Source organism: Thermoflavimicrobium daqui (assembly GCF_003313465.1).
In the GTDB taxonomy this organism is placed as follows: domain Bacteria; phylum Bacillota; class Bacilli; order Thermoactinomycetales; family Thermoactinomycetaceae; genus Thermoflavimicrobium; species Thermoflavimicrobium daqui.
Genome location: NZ_KZ845664.1, coordinates 139,597 through 155,191 on the forward strand (window position 1 = coordinate 139,597; position 15,595 = coordinate 155,191).

The window sequence follows — 15,595 nt, forward strand, 5'->3', positions numbered from 1 at the left end:
AGTGAGTTTTTTTAAGCGATTAAAAGAAAAAGTAGCCCAAAAAACAGAATCAGTCACCCAAAAGTTTATCTCAGGATTAAGTAAAACAAGCTCTTCATTTATGGGAGCGATCACGGATTTATTCGCGGGTAGAAGTAAGATTGATGAAGATTTGTATGAGGAATTAGAGGAAATCTTGATCGGAGCCGATGTAGGGGTTACTACCACGATGGAGCTAGTAGAGCGTCTACGTAAAGAAGTAAAAGAACGTAAAATCAAAGACCCTGCCGAGCTTCAGCCACTTCTATCAGAAATTATCGCTGATATGCTAGAAATCGAAGAAAAAGACAGCCCTATACGTATGAATCCAGATGGCATGACCGTCATTTTATTTGTAGGAGTCAACGGTGTCGGAAAAACGACAACGATCGGCAAGCTAGCTAACCGTTTTAAAAATGAAGGAAAAAAAGTGGTGTTGGCTGCTGGGGATACATTTCGGGCTGGTGCGATTGAACAATTAGAAGTGTGGGGGAATCGTGTCGGTGTTGATGTGATTAAACATCAAGCAGGAGCAGATCCAGCCGCTGTGATATATGATGGTATTCAAGCGGCAAAATCTCGGAAAGCGGATGTCCTTCTCTGTGATACGGCAGGGCGCCTACAAAATAAAGTGAATTTGATGGAAGAGTTAAAGAAAGTACACCGTGTCATCCAGCGTGAAATTCCTAATGGCCCTCATGAAGTACTGCTTGTCCTAGATGCGACCACGGGACAAAATGCACTGATGCAGGCTAAAACATTTGGTGAAGCTGTTAATGTGTCGGGGATTGTCCTTACCAAACTCGATGGCACAGCCAAAGGTGGTATCGTGATTGCGATTAGTCACGAATTGCAAGTACCTGTAAAACTGGTGGGTCTTGGTGAAAAGCCCGATGATCTACAAGATTTTGACACCACTCAATTTGTCCACGCTCTATTCCAAAGTGGAATCGATGAAGAAGTAGAAGTGACTGAGGTAAAAGGATAATTCCAAATAAGAAGGAGTTCTCTATGAATGATACGAAGAGAATTCCTTCTTTCTTTTTATATAAAAGATGATATATGCAGTTAGAGTCTAACTTTTTGGGGTGATATTCACCGTATTTTTAGACTGTTGATTATGACCGATTGTAGAATCGGAAGAGTGGATAGGAATTGTACCTTGTTGTAAATCTCTTCGAAGAAGCATAATTTCTTTTTTTAATTCATCCATTTCTTGGGTTAACTTGGTGTGGGCATCGACTTCAGACTGTTCTCCATTTCCAACTTTACTTACAATGACACCAACAAATAAATTTAGGATAACAAAAGTTCCTACTAAAATAAACAAAATAAAATAGATCCATGCCCAAGGAGCCTGTTTTAAAACCGAGTGCATGATATTGCTCGCCCACCCATCTAGTGTGACGACTTGAAATAGCGTAAGTAGAGTTTGGTGTAAAGAGCCAAAGTATGTTGGTGAAATCTTAGAAAATAACATGGTTCCAACTACCCCGAAAATATAAAAGAAAAGACCTAGGAGCAAAGAAATGTTTCCAAGTGCTGGGATGGTCCGTAATAAGGCCTCAACAAGTCGACGTAAAGAGGGTATGGTTGAAATAGCTCTTAGTACGCGGAGAATACGAAGAATCCGTAATACTGTAACAAAGTGAGCATCGGTGAAAGCAAAGGAACTAACAACGAGAATAAAATCAAAGACATTCCACGGATCATGAAAAAATAAATAAACTTTCTTAAATGAAAGTAGTTTCAGGGTGATTTCGATAGTAAAAAAGCAAAGAATCAATCGATCTAGCCATAAAAACAACTCTTTATTCGGCTAATAAATGGAAGGATAGGTTTCTAATCCTACTAATAAGGCATTTAAGATAATGAAAAAAATCACAGCACGCGAAAAAAAAGGATGGTTAGACCATCGGCTTATTATTAGCAATATCGATTTAGAACTAGAGTGTGTTTCTTTGGTATGAGGCAATAACATGGAAATACCCTTTCTAAAAGTTTTCTGTAAAGTGCGCTTATATAAACTGAGTATAATCATTTTATGTTAAGAATTTGTTAAAAGTGGTCCGATATTTGTGAGAGTGATAGTAATAAGAAAACCTAATCTTTGTCATGGGCACCGATCGAAAACTATAAGAGAGCGATATCTCCTTTTTTTCCGTATTCGTAAATACGAAGATACTCACCATAAACAATCGAACGATGACTAGTCTCTTTCATCCAATCATCTCGTGTGACTTTCTTGTTTTGAAGGGTCGAGTGTACAAGCAGAGGGGAAAGCAGCACATGGTCTGGAAGATATTTTTTCAAAGTGCGATATTGTCTACCTGAAGCAAAGGCTTTACTGGCAAAAAGCATGGTTTGGATTGTATCAAAGTCAAAAATCTCTTTGGCATATCGTACATTTTCCAGAGAGTTAGTGGATCGGTCTTCAATAATTATTTGCTCTTTTTTTACGCCTAACTCAATGAGCTTCATCTGAATCACATGTGCCTCGGGTGTAGTGCCATAAATCCAAGAATCAGGGCGTTTCTTCCCGGGCATATAGCCACCAGTAATGAGAAGTTGCTTTGCTTTCCCTTCATGATAAGCTTTAGCAACGGTCTGCCAAATCTCCGGATGGGACCCACCAAAAACGAAGAGAAGATCATAAGATTCCAATTGTGGAAAATCTGCTGGCTGTAAAAAAGTTAGATCAGTGATGATTTTAATCTCCTGCTTGGACAGTGGTGGAACAGTAGGCTGTTTGGGGATGGACATTTTTGTATGCTCCTTTGTATATGATTTTTTAGTGTTTATTTTTAATCTAATATTTATAATTGTCTTCCTTGTTTTTTTATATAAAAAAATATACTATAAATTAAAGGGCAATAATTAGGGATTGCTACTGAGGTGATGTATCAATATGGAAATAGATTATATTGATGAGTTTCTATCTGGATTTCATGTTTCTGCAAGATCATCAAAAAAGGAAACGGAAGTTCATCCTATAATTAAAAACATCGTCTTTAAAATAAAACAAGAAATAGATTCTAAAAATATCCATATAGTTATAAAATTACCTAAAAAAAGTAATATCGCTTTATGGATAACAACTATTTACCATTTGCTTTGGCTAAAGGAAAATTATAAAAGGATTGAATTGGAAAAATCTGATTTAAAGATCGGGCAAAGACTTTTGCTAAATGGATGTTTAGTAGAATACTTGGGAAAAAGTATAGATGGTAAAAAAATAAAAGTTAGGTGTAAAGATCTGGATTATCAGTTTTCTTTTAAACATGTGTATAGTTTGATTTTAGTTGAGAATGATAGGCGCTCATTAGCAAAGCATACAAAGTTACAACAAACGTTTAAAAATACTATTTCTAAAGTTGCTAAACTATATTCATTGAATGCACAAGCGGTTCTTCAGTCTGTTTTAAATTGTAATGTATTAATAGCTAATTATAAAGAAGTGAATGAATTTGGGAAAAAATTAAATATCAACGGAACTCGAATCTCTGATTTTTTTCCATGGTACAGCCTAAGTTCTCAAGAAAGAAATAATTCATATGCGTATACTGTACTTAGTTTAAGTGGAACATGTATAGTTTCGAATAATTTTCTAAGTCTTATTGATCATATGGAAGAAAATAATTCTTCAGTTAATGTTGTATTTGTTGATGGAGTAGAGATTTTTGAGAAAGAGTTTTATGATATTAGGGAAGAATTTATCAATAATAAAATCCCTATAGTTTTTTTTTCTGATGAGAAAAATGATGAGATCGTAGATCAACTAAAAGATGAAGGGTTTACTATTATAGATATGATGAACAAAGTTCAAGATAGCGATTTACTGTTTTGTTCATATTCAAATCCATTTTATGAAATTGACAATTACCTTTATAATTATTTAAACCTTGAGTTAATAGACCACCCCATATCCGAGCCTATGATTATAAAACTCCCTAATATGTTAGAAGAGATCAGAAAAGATATAGGATTAAAAGAAACACGTGTCAAAGACTTGTATTATAAACTATTTATTAAAATGGTCTATCTTACAAAAATTATCAGAATACCAGATGCAACATTCGTAAAAAATCAGATAGCTGAGATTGAAAAGTATAAAGATGAAGTTGACAAATTAAAAATGTGGATAGGTAAGAGAGAACAAGAGCTCATTTTAAGAGTAATTAGTAAACTAAAAAAATTAGTTAAGGTAATTTGTAATAGTGTCAAAAACGGAAAAGTGAAAGCAATAAATACTTTAGTTAAGAAAAATCCTAGTAAGAATTACCTTCTAATTGTTGGAAGTGAAAAGGAAAAAGTAGAGACACAAAATTATTGGATTAAAAAAACTTGTAATTTATATGTATCTACTCTTTCCGAATTGAATCGTTTAAAAATAGATCAACGGAAATTTGCAAAAATTATTATTAGTGGGTGGTTTGGTAAAGAAAAAGTAAAAAAAATAAAAAGAACATATTTCGGGAGCAATTATACAGTGCTTCTTTATTCATTTGAATTGGATTGGTTTAACAAATATATTGGAAAAGAGAAAGTATTAACACAACAAAAGTATGATTTAGAATTGCCTAATGCTGAAGATAGAATTGATCAAGTGAAAAAAGAGATTTCAGATCTTCAGATTAAAAGATACTGTGAAAATAAGTCAAATAGAGATTTGGTTAAAGCAAAAATGGTAAGGTTTCATAATAATAAGTGTGCTTTTTTTCATGAAGGGCATAAACTCTATCAGGTTAATAATTTAGTGTATAGAAAGGAAAGCCAGTTACTAAATGACATCCCTAAAAAGACTGTTAAGGAAATAAGATTGGGAGATTACGTTATTTTCAGGGAACGTGACTCGGATATTATACGAGAATTAGTAGATCAGAAACTAAAAAAAGAGGGAAGGTCTTATTTGCGAGATTACGCTGCGTTATGGCGGAAGGCTTTATGGGAAATATATAAACTAGCTCATGAAGATTTAAGTATGACCGTTAGATTGTTGGAGAAAAATGGGTGCACACGGCATACTGTTACAGTTAAAAATTGGTTGTTTAACGATTTAATGATTGGTCCACGAAATTTCGATGATGTAGAAATTATTGCTAAAACAAGCAATTATCAACCTTTGATCAAACATATGGATCAAGTTGCAAATGCAGTGGATGAACTTACTAAAATACATCGTTCAGTTGCACATGAACTTCAACATGAAATGCTTCGTAAGTTAACGGATAAGGTTCCGAAAGATAACTTACAGTCTTACGATGATTCTTTTATGCTAGATGGACTAGGTAGGATCTATTTATTAAGAGTGGAATATATTTCAGAAGAATGGGTAAAAGTCGATGCTAAAAATATTAATAAGCTAATTAATATGGAGGGGAATTTATGGCTCGAATGATACCCCCTTATATTTCGGATGATGTTAAGAGCTCGGGCGAAAAGATCATATTCCAGTTGTTTGAAAATGATCCAGATACCAAAGATTGGGTTGTTTTACATTCCCTTTCATTGTCACAACATGTGAGTAAAGTATCTGGAGAAATTGATTTTTTGGTTTTAGCTCCTAATGTAGGTATTTTCGTTTTGGAAGTTAAAAGCGGAAGAGTTGAATATAAAGATGGAGTTTGGTGTTACCAAAATCGATACGGAGAAAAGTTTAAATGTATGAGAGGTCCCTTTAAACAAGCTGAAGAAGCTATGTTTAGTCTTCAAAATCATATTAGAAACAAGTATGGACCTAATCATCATTTATCTAATTTACTTTTTGGTTATGGAGTGATGTTTCCGCATATTGCATACAAACAGTATAGTATTGAATATGATCACTGGTGTGTTTTTTCGAGAGAGAATGCGAGATCTAAAGATGGAATTAGCCAGTTTATTAGAAATTTATCTATGCAAACAAAAAAGAAGTTAGCATACAGGAATATCCAAAAGAATCTACCTTCCCCAAAGGATATAGAAAAGATCGTAAATCTTTTAAGAGGAGATTTTCAGTGTGCAATTAAACCAAAACATCTTATTGAGGATGTAGAAGCGGAGATTATAAAGTATACCGAAGAACAGTGTAGGGCTTTGGATAGTCTCGAAGATAATCCAAGATGTTTTTTTAGAGGTGGAGCAGGTACTGGTAAAACAATGATTGCGATGGAATCAGCCAAACGGAGTGCGATTCGTAAGCAAAAGACCTTGTTTTTATGTTACAACTGGCCTCTCGCCAACAAGTTAAAGCGGGATTTGAAAGGAATAGAAAACTATGTTACGGTAAGCCACTTTCATGGTTTTCTTAGTTTATTAAGCGAAAATAAGATTTCAAAACTAAGAAAAAAAAAGCCAAATGAATATTTTAATTCCAGAGTGTACTTGCAAGATGACCTTCCGAATTTTGCATTAGAAAGTATCTGGTATGGTGATTTTCGTCCGTTTGATAAAATTATTATTGATGAAGCACAAGATTTGCTAAAAGAAAATTATTTAGATGTGGTTGATGCGTTGTTGGACGGTGGGTTAGCTGGTGGGAAATGGGAAATGTATGGAGATTTTAATCAAGATTTATATATTAAACAAAATGAAGAAGTAATGCTTCAACTCTTAGAAAAGAGATCCAACTTTACTAGATGTCGTCTATTAAAAAACTGTAGGAATACAAAAAACATCTGTATTCAAACATCATTGTTGACAAGGCTAGAGCTACCAGAAGTGTTAGTAAGAACAAATGAGATGGTTGATTATTATTTTTATCAAAATCAAGAAGAGCATATTCAAAAAGTCGAAAATGTTCTATATTCCTTAAAGGAAGATGAAATACCACTTCATCACATTACGATATTATCCCCCAGATCATGGGAAAATTCAATTGTATCAAAAATTAGCCAACAGCGACTTCCTATTGTTCAGTTGGAAAAGGTGGATATGAATAATTTAATGAACAAACTTACTTTCTCTACCATTCATAGATTTAAAGGGCTAGAGAATTTTTATATCCTGATTTGTGATATTGAACAATTAACTGCTGACTATATTCGCCCGATTCTCTATGTAGGAATGACACGGGCAAAATTAAAATTAGACTTATTTTTAAATAAAAACCTAGAAGAAGAGAGAAACAAATTACTACTGGATAGCCTTAAGGGGGATTGACATGGCTAATTTTACAAGAGATTTTATTATTCAATTCTTGAAAAGTGAAATTATAGGACCTGGTGAAGGAGCTGATAACGAAGTTTTAGAAGAGAGACCTCGTCAAAGATATGGTGCAGGGATTTTGTTTCCACAAGGAACTATGATTAAAGATACTCACAATTCGACAGATGATATTGTAAGGCTTGAGAGTGATGAACCGAAACCATTGATAGAATCTTTTGGAGAGCGAGGTGAAGACTTTGACGAAGAAAATCAGTATTTTAATGATGATTCAATTCAATTGGCAAATGATACTTTACCTTCTGCTATGGGGGTAAGTTGTTTTATGTTACCGATTAGGGAAGGGTTAGCCGTTAAGATTTCGGCAGCTCGTTACCATCCACAGCAAAAGCCAACGAAAAAAAGTGGCGGAAAAGAATTTATAAAAACCACTTATCGCAGAGAAAAGTTAGATACAATATTAAATCTTTCATCAGATAACTTACCTAATGGGAAAAATAAAAAGAGCGAATTCCCCATTAAAAAAGGTGAAAAAAACACAGGATTAGTTTTTAAAATCTTTGATCGAACCCCACCCACATTACAAAAGCAAGAAAAGAAACTATATACTTTTGTTCTTGTGAATGAAAATATGATAGATAAAAAGATAGATGATGAAGACTGTTTTTTTCAAGTGTCATTTAAGGTATCTAGTAAGGGAAAAGCTTGTTTCTATCCCTATCCCAATAATAAATTAATAGGAAATTCAGAAGATGAAAAGTCAACTCAGCTTCTATACCGTAACTATCATACATATGCGGTAGGACATGGATGTGCTGCTTCTTGGGAAGAAAATGATGAAGCTATAGCTTACTCTGTACAAACAGATATTTTACCTACTTATGAAATGAAACCAATCGTCCCTACCAATTTAGACGATATTCATCTTAGTATGTTTGAATTTAGCGATAAAGGTTGTAGCAAAACACTGATTCAAACACTTCGGAAACTATGTGATAGGTATGAAAGTTGGATTTTAAAGCAAGAGCTACTTTTGGTTGAATTAGAAGAAAAATATAAAGAAACAGCCGATAAACATATTATAAACTGTAAAAAATGTTTAAAAAGGATGCGAGATGGGATTGAAATCTTACACTTAAATAAGGATGCATTAAAAGCATTTCAATTAATGAATCGAGCTATGCTACAGCAGCAATTACATTATGGATTACCGCTAAGAGTGTGGAAAAAAGCAAATGACGATGACGAGAATAATTTCGACCTTGATCCATTAGCATATAAAAATGATTTAGAAGATCCAACTACTTGGACGAGCTCTGAATATGGATTATGGCGACCATTCCAAATCGCCTTTATACTTATGAATTTAAGATCGATAGTTTCTCCAGAAAGTCCTGATAGAAATATTGTTGATATTATTTGGTTTCCTACGGGGGGAGGAAAGACAGAAGCATATTTAGGTTTAAGTGCGTTTACAATGCTTTACCGTCGCATATGTAATCCAGATGACGAAGGAACAACTGTTTTAATGAGATATACACTACGGTTGTTAACTACTCAGCAATTTCAAAGAGCAACATCCCTAATCTGCGCATTAGAAAAAATTCGTGACGAGATGACTGATAAGTTGGGAAGTCACAGATTTACTATAGGATTATGGGTTGGTAGTCGGTTAACTCCTAATAGTAGGGATGGTGCTGATAATGCATATAAGAACTTAGAATCTTCCGGAAAAAATCCTTTTGTTATTTTAAAATGCCCATGGTGTGGAGCAGAAATGGGAGCTATAAAAAAGCATTTGGTAGGGAACAAAAAGGGTAGAAAAAGGAACAATCAAAGAAATTATATTATTAAAGGTTATTGTAAAGATAGCAAAACCGTTCGTTTTCGATGTGGGGATAAAAAATGTAGGTACTCTAAAAGAAAGAATCCTCTACCAATTATAGTGATTGATGACGATATTTATGAAAATCCTCCAAGTTTACTAATTGGTACAGTGGATAAATTTGCGAGTCTTCCTTGGAATACCAAAATTCGAAAGCTTTTTGGATTTCGAGAAAGTAGAAAAGATGTCACACCACCACAGCTAATCGTTCAAGATGAGCTTCATTTAATATCAGGTCCTTTAGGATCAATGGTTGGTCATTATGAAACGATGATTCAGGAGCTGTGCCGAGATCGTCGTACTGGCTTTCTTCCGAAAGTGGTGGCTTCTACAGCAACGATTAGTCGTGCAAAGGAGCAATCTAATGCACTATATAACTGTGGTATCGAAAATGTATGTCAGTTTCCACCCCAATGTTTAAATGCTGGTGAATTATTTTTTGCAAAAACAGATCATTCTCAAGAAGGACGTATTTATGTTGGAGTTCATGCTTCAGCATTGCCTTCACATGCTACAGCCCAGGTACGTGTAGTATCTGCTTTATTACAAGCTAGTAAATCGGCACCTGTAACATCAGAAGAAGAGAGAAATCCATATTGGACGATTCTCAATTACTTTAATAGTGTTCGAGAATTGGGACATGCAGCAACACTTGTTAATGCTGACATTCGTGAATATATGAGATCGATGTGTGCTAGAAAAGGTTTGCAGAAAACTGAAGGGGATAATCCAAGACGATTTGTAAGGCGGATGATTGAACTAAATAGCCGTCTATTAGACGATGAGGTCCCTAAAATGTTACAAGCTTTAGAAATTCCATATCCAAGTAAAGATGATCAACTACCTGTTGATCTATGCTTGGCTACGAATATGATTTCTGTAGGAGTGGATGTAGCTCGTCTTGGACTTATGACTGTTATTGGACAACCTAAAACAACATCAGAGTATATCCAAGCTACCAGTAGAGTAGGGAGATCATCTAGAGGTCCAGGGTTAGTAGTTGTTATTTATAATACCGGAAAGCCACGAGATCGTTCATTATATGAACGTTTCCATTCATATCATCAAGCAATTTATAGTCAAGTGGAGCCAACAAGTATTACTCCATTTTCAATTCCAGTGAATGAACGAGCGTTACATGCATTGTTAGTAACTTATATTAGATACTTTGGCAGTGAAGATAATAGTAAACATCCTAGACCATTTCCAGAAACTAGGTTGTTTGAAAAATTTAAGTCTTTATTACATGATCGTGTAAAAAATATTGATCCTGATGAGCTTGAAAGAACAATTAAATTACTTAATGCACGGATTAAAGAGTGGAATGAATATTTACCAGGAATTTATGGGAATTTTGAACCTCCGAAGGAATTCCCCTTAATGTACCCAGCTGGAAGTGATATAAAATCAAGCTGGGCAAAAAAGTCATGGTCTACTCAAGGCTCTATGCGTAGTGTTGATGTAAACTGTGTTGTTAAGCCAATCGAACGTTATTTAAGTAAGGAGAATGAATGATGACCCACAGAAAGGTTCGACGCAGCCAGTTAATCTCTCCTTGGGGAGTAGGACAAATGATCAACTTCCGAAGTGATGAATCTCTAATGGTGTGTGGACTAGATGCATGGGAAAGAGAATATAAACTTGGGGGGGAGATAAAAGAGTTTAAGATTAATGAAGAGCGTTTGCAGAAACGCCTAGGTGTAAAACACTTTAGGCTACCCCCTGATTATCGTGTGGAAGGAGCGCAAGATGGAAAGAATAAAAGACTTATGATTCCAAGTATCCGCTTTCCATTATGGCATTTTTGTCCTCGCTGTGGTGATATGGAGAAACTATCGATATACTCTGAAAAAACGAAGTGCAAAGGTAGAGAGTTCAAAAGGAAAAAATCTGAAGATAATTCTATTCCGTGCCGTAATATGAACGAACGTTCACGTAGACATTTAATTCCAATCCGCTTTATTGCCGTTTGTGAACACGGACACATTGAGGATTTTCCTTTTATGGAATGGGTACACCGTGGAAATAATTATTCTGCAAATTGTCGGTTGACACTAGAAACGGAGAAAAGTAGCGGCTTGTCTGGAATATTAATAAAGTGTACTTGTGGAAAGCAGCGTACAATGAAGGATAGCTTTAATCATAAGGCTCTTAGTCCCTACAAAAAGTGCAGCGGGAACCGCCCATGGCTTGGTGAAGTTGATAACCATGAAAATATTTGTAGCGCAGATTTAAGAGTTGTACAAAAAGGTGCATCCAATGTTTACTTTCCACATGTTATTAGTTCTATTTATGTGCCTCAATGGGAGAGTACGGCTCCCAAAAACTACACTGACGTTTTAGAGGAAGAATGGGACTATTTAATGTCTTGTAAAATAGATGGCGAACTAGATAAGAGAGTTTTTGATTATATTGCACGCCATCACGATTTAAATCATAACGTACTGTATGAACTAGCAGTAAAAAAATTAGAAAACGAAAATAAAAATCCTTTATCTGTAACGGAGGAAATGTCAGAAGAACAGTATAGACAAATAGAGTATGAAGCAATACTTTCCGGGTTGGGTGGGGAAAATCAAGAATTCTTTGTAACTAGGAAAGACATGAATGATTATGATTCGGTGATTAGAGATCACTTTTCAAACATAAATCTCTTACATAAGCTTCGTGAAACACGAGCGTTTGTGGGATTTTCACGTTTAATACCAAATGAGACGAAGACGTTTAGAGAAAGAAAAGAAGAGTTATCCCTTAAAAAAATTAACTGGTTACCTGCAATTATTGTTAAAGGAGAAGGGTTTTTTATAGAGTTTCATAAAGATAAACTAAGCATATGGGAGAAAAATCTATCTGTTATTCAAAGGGTTGAACGTTTAAAGAAAAATATAGGTGAATCTAACTATTTTAATCACTTAATCGAGGTAATTACCCCACGCTTTTTATTAATCCATACATTTGCCCATGCATTAATTAATCAATTAAGTTTTGAATGTGGTTATGGTAGTTCTGCTTTAAGAGAGCGGATTTATTGTGGTAATGATATGCAGGGAGTTTTGATTTATACTGCCTCTGGAGATTCAGAGGGTTCATTAGGAGGACTAGTACGACAAGGGAATCCAGATCAGTTAAAGAATGTTATATCTTCAGCCTTAACTTCTATAAAATGGTGTTCTTCTGATCCTGTTTGTATGGAAAGTGGTGGACAAGGACCTAATTCATGTAATCTAGCCGCCTGTCACAGTTGTGTTCTCTTACCAGAGACTTCATGTGAATGGGGAAATCGGCTCTTAGATCGTTCCTTATTAATAGGAACATTTGAACAGCCAGAGATTGGTTATTTTTCTGGATTTTATACTGTCGATAGTGAGTAGACCTCCACGAACAAGATAAAGGAGGTTCAAACGTGAACTATATTGATTTGTTTGCTGGAGCAGGAGGATTATCAGAGGGGTTTATCCGTGCAGGCTTTTTTCCAGTTGCACATGTAGAAATGGATGTATCTGCAACTCAAACATTATGTACAAGAGTAGCCTATCATTACCTTAAGAAAAAGAATCAGCTTGAGATTTACCAACAATATTTACAGGGAAAAATCAGTCAAGAACAATTCTATAGTACTATTCCTAATTCACTACTGCAAACGATAATTAATCAAGAGATTTCAGATGAATCAATCGATTGCATTTTTGAAAAAATAGAAATGGTAATGAAATTAAAAGGAATTGATAGTATCGATTTGATCATCGGTGGACCACCTTGTCAGGCTTATTCATTAGTTGGAAGAGCTCGAGACCCGTATAGCAAAGAACATGATCCACGTAACTATTTATATAAACAGTATGTTAAATTTCTTAAGAAGTTTAAACCAAAGATTTTTGTATTTGAAAATGTGCCTGGAATTTTAAATGCTGGAAAAGGGAAGTTGTTTGAAGATATACAACAGTATTTGAATGAAGCTGGTTATGAGATAGAAGCAAAAATACTAGACTCATCAAAGTTCGGTGTTCTACAGCAAAGAAAGCGAGTTATCTTAATTGGATGGAAAAAAAAGCTAAGGCTTAGTTATCCCCAATTTCAAGAAATCGCACATCATTATTTAGTAAAAGATTTAATTAGAGATTTTCCAGAGATGAAACCAGGAGAACGGATTGATTATGGTAGTTATGTGAAAGAACCAAGTGAATATCTTAAAAAATATAAAATTCGAAGTGATAAGGACCCACTTATTCAGCATATAACACGACCACATAATGATAGAGACAGAGAAATATATTATTACGTAATTGATGTTTGGAATCGTGAGAAAAGGAGACTGAAATATACTGAACTACCAGAGCGTGTACAAACACATGGAAATAAAGAATCTTTTCTTGATCGATTTAAAGTAGTAGCTCAAGATTTACACTTCTCTCATACTGTAGTTGCCCATATAGCAAAAGATGGTCATTATTATATACATCCGGATATTCAACAGCTAAGATCTATATCTGTACGGGAAGCTGCAAGATTACAGTCATTTCCAGATAATTATTATTTTGAAGGCTCTCGTACAGCTGTGTTTACTCAGATCGGGAATGCCGTACCACCTTTAATGGCAGAACAAATTGCTCAAGAAATTAAAAAAATGCTTATTGCTAGCTCTTAGATATCAGTAGTCGATGTAAATGTAGTAAAATGAGGGAATCCTATTCTATCTCTCTCCATCTTATACTTGTTAACTAAAAAAGCTTGACACCTATCCGGTTTTTGCATATGATAGTTACCTGTAAAGGTTAAAGCCTTGACGGCATAAATCGAGGTGACTCCGATGTTGGAGCGAACCACAGAGATGAACCTCCTATATGACTTCTATGGTGTGCTGCTTACAGAAAAACAGCGCAACCTCTTGGAGCTTTATTATCTCGAAGATTGGTCATTAGGAGAAATTGCGGAAGATCAAAAGATTTCTCGCCAAGCTGTGTTTGAAGCGATTAAGCGGGCACAAGCTACTTTAAATGATTTGGAAAATAAATTAGGTTTACTAAAAAAATATCATGAACGACAAAAAATTGCACAAGTGTTTCGAAATGAACTCGAGTTGTATCCCGAAGCGAAACGAGCAGTAGAGCCGCTGATTCATAAGTGGTTGGAAATAGATTAAAAAAGTGATGGACGGGGAAGGAGGGGCACGATGGCATTTGAAGGGTTAGCTGAACGACTGCAAGCTGTCATGCAAAAGTTAAGAGGTAAAGGAAAAGTGACAGAGGCAGATGTAAAAGAAGCAATGCGTGAAGTACGCCTTGCCCTATTGGAAGCAGATGTAAACTTTAAAGTAGTAAAATCATTTGTGAATCGCGTCAAAGAGCGAGCCATTGGGCAAGAAGTTCTCCAAAGCTTAACACCTGGTCAACAAGTGATTAAAGTAGTCAATGAAGAACTCACTGAATTGATGGGTGGAGAACAAAGCAAACTTGCGAAATCCAATCGCCCGCCTACCGTCATTATGATGGTCGGTTTGCAAGGTGCTGGTAAAACGACGACCACTGGAAAGCTCGCTCGTTTCTTAACCAAGCAAAATCACCGGCCTTTATTAGTCGCTGGGGACGTATATCGTCCTGCGGCGATTCGACAGCTTCAAGTTTTGGGTGAGCAACTTGAGACGCCTGTGTTTTCATTAGGAGACAAGGAGGACCCTGTCAAGATTGCTGAACAGGGAATTGCTCATGCCAAAGAAAATAACCATGATTATGTGATTATCGATACAGCGGGTCGTCTGCATATCGATGAATCGATGATGGATGAATTAAAAGCGATTCGTGAAAAAGTATCTCCTGATGAAATCTTGCTCGTGGTTGACGCGATGACAGGACAAGATGCGGTGAACGTGGCAGAAAGCTTTAATAATGAAATGGGGCTTACCGGGGTTGTCCTAACCAAGTTGGATGGTGATACCCGTGGCGGTGCAGCTCTTTCGGTTAAAGCAGTAACGGATTGCCCGATTAAGTTTGTCGGTATGGGTGAAAAGACAGATGCCCTTGAACCGTTCTTCCCAGATCGGATGGCTTCTCGAATTCTCGGCATGGGTGATGTTCTTACCTTAATTGAAAAAGCACAACAAGCCGTTGATGCCGAAAAAGCCAAAGATCTCGAACGGAAGATGCGGACCCAAACTTTTACCCTCGAAGACTTTCTAGATCAACTACAGCAAGTACGAAAAATGGGTCCGCTTGAAGATATGTTAACGATGCTACCAGGAGCAGGTCAGTTAAAAGGCTTAAAAAACTTTAAGGTAGATGAGAAACAGATCGGAAGAGTAGAAGCGATTATTCAATCGATGACCCAACAGGAAAAACTACATCCAGAAATCATTAATGCAAGCCGTCGTAAGCGAATTGCAAATGGTAGTGGGACGACAGTCCAAGATGTTAATCGACTGCTTAAGCAATTTGAAGATATGAAGAAAATGATGAAACAATTTTCTTCAATGACTCAAAAAGCGAAAAAGAAAAAACGGGGCGGTTTCCGCTTTCCGTTTATGTCTTAGTGGGATTCTGTGTAGGGAGGTGAAAA

At 35.7% G+C, this 15,595-nt stretch carries 10 protein-coding genes; 8 read left to right on the forward strand and 2 right to left on the reverse strand.

Features of this window, described 5'->3' with window-relative positions:
* Nucleotide 1 precedes the first annotated feature (1 nt).
* The gene (gene ftsY / locus DL897_RS04000; protein WP_113657854.1) at nucleotides 2–1,006 is read left to right on the forward strand and encodes a signal recognition particle-docking protein FtsY; all 1,005 of its coding nucleotides are present in this window, start codon (nucleotides 2–4) and stop codon (nucleotides 1,004–1,006) included.
* An 87-nt stretch (nucleotides 1,007–1,093) separates the two neighbouring features.
* Here ftsY and DL897_RS04005 read toward each other — a convergent pair whose 3' ends face one another.
* The gene (locus tag DL897_RS04005) at nucleotides 1,094–1,825 is read right to left on the reverse strand and encodes an ion transporter (protein WP_338067072.1); all 732 of its coding nucleotides are present in this window, start codon (nucleotides 1,823–1,825) and stop codon (nucleotides 1,094–1,096) included.
* Between the two features lie 326 nt (nucleotides 1,826–2,151).
* Nucleotides 2,152–2,781 (reverse strand): YdcF family protein, encoded by a 630-nt coding sequence (locus tag DL897_RS04010; RefSeq protein WP_113657855.1) that lies wholly within the window; start codon nucleotides 2,779–2,781, stop codon nucleotides 2,152–2,154.
* A 145-nt stretch (nucleotides 2,782–2,926) separates the two neighbouring features.
* On the opposite strand from DL897_RS04010, the gene DL897_RS04015 reads away from it, so the two are divergent.
* The 7 genes from DL897_RS04015 (at nucleotide 2,927) to ffh (ending at nucleotide 15,569) form a co-directional block, all read left to right on the forward strand.
* Complete coding sequence (locus DL897_RS04015) at nucleotides 2,927–5,416, forward strand: DrmE family protein (RefSeq protein WP_113657856.1); 2,490 nt, start codon at nucleotides 2,927–2,929, stop codon at nucleotides 5,414–5,416.
* Nucleotides 5,413–7,158, forward strand: coding sequence for a nuclease-related domain-containing DEAD/DEAH box helicase (locus DL897_RS04020; RefSeq protein ID WP_276308558.1), 1,746 nt, complete (start codon nucleotides 5,413–5,415; stop codon nucleotides 7,156–7,158). The genes DL897_RS04015 and DL897_RS04020 overlap by 4 nt, the downstream gene beginning before the upstream one ends.
* Nucleotide 7,159: 1 nt before the next feature.
* Nucleotides 7,160–10,561 (forward strand): hypothetical protein, encoded by a 3,402-nt coding sequence (locus DL897_RS04025; protein ID WP_113657858.1) that lies wholly within the window; start codon nucleotides 7,160–7,162, stop codon nucleotides 10,559–10,561.
* Complete coding sequence (gene drmB, locus DL897_RS04030; RefSeq protein WP_168188635.1) at nucleotides 10,561–12,417, forward strand: DUF1998 domain-containing protein; 1,857 nt, start codon at nucleotides 10,561–10,563, stop codon at nucleotides 12,415–12,417. Before DL897_RS04025 ends, drmB begins: the two co-directional genes overlap by 1 nt.
* Before the next feature lie 32 nt (nucleotides 12,418–12,449).
* Nucleotides 12,450–13,691, forward strand: coding sequence for a DNA cytosine methyltransferase (locus DL897_RS04035; RefSeq protein WP_113657860.1), 1,242 nt, complete (start codon nucleotides 12,450–12,452; stop codon nucleotides 13,689–13,691).
* 162 nt (nucleotides 13,692–13,853) lie between these two features.
* The gene (locus DL897_RS04045; protein WP_113657862.1) at nucleotides 13,854–14,186 is read left to right on the forward strand and encodes a putative DNA-binding protein; all 333 of its coding nucleotides are present in this window, start codon (nucleotides 13,854–13,856) and stop codon (nucleotides 14,184–14,186) included.
* A 30-nt stretch (nucleotides 14,187–14,216) separates the two neighbouring features.
* Complete coding sequence (gene ffh / locus DL897_RS04050; protein ID WP_113657863.1) at nucleotides 14,217–15,569, forward strand: signal recognition particle protein; 1,353 nt, start codon at nucleotides 14,217–14,219, stop codon at nucleotides 15,567–15,569.
* Nucleotides 15,570–15,595: the final 26 nt, after the last annotated feature.

Coding starts and splice junctions, on each gene's coding strand:
- drmB (WP_168188635.1), top strand. CDS start 10,561: ATGACCCACAGAAAGGTTCGACGCAGCCAGTTAATCTCTCCTTGGGGA.
- DL897_RS04015 (WP_113657856.1), top strand. CDS start 2,927: ATGGAAATAGATTATATTGATGAGTTTCTATCTGGATTTCATGTTTCT.
- ffh (WP_113657863.1), top strand. CDS start 14,217: ATGGCATTTGAAGGGTTAGCTGAACGACTGCAAGCTGTCATGCAAAAG.
- DL897_RS04020 (WP_276308558.1), top strand. CDS start 5,413: ATGATACCCCCTTATATTTCGGATGATGTTAAGAGCTCGGGCGAAAAG.
- DL897_RS04025 (WP_113657858.1), top strand. CDS start 7,160: ATGGCTAATTTTACAAGAGATTTTATTATTCAATTCTTGAAAAGTGAA.
- DL897_RS04045 (WP_113657862.1), top strand. CDS start 13,854: ATGTTGGAGCGAACCACAGAGATGAACCTCCTATATGACTTCTATGGT.
- DL897_RS04010 (WP_113657855.1), bottom strand. CDS start 2,781: ATGTCCATCCCCAAACAGCCTACTGTTCCACCACTGTCCAAGCAGGAG.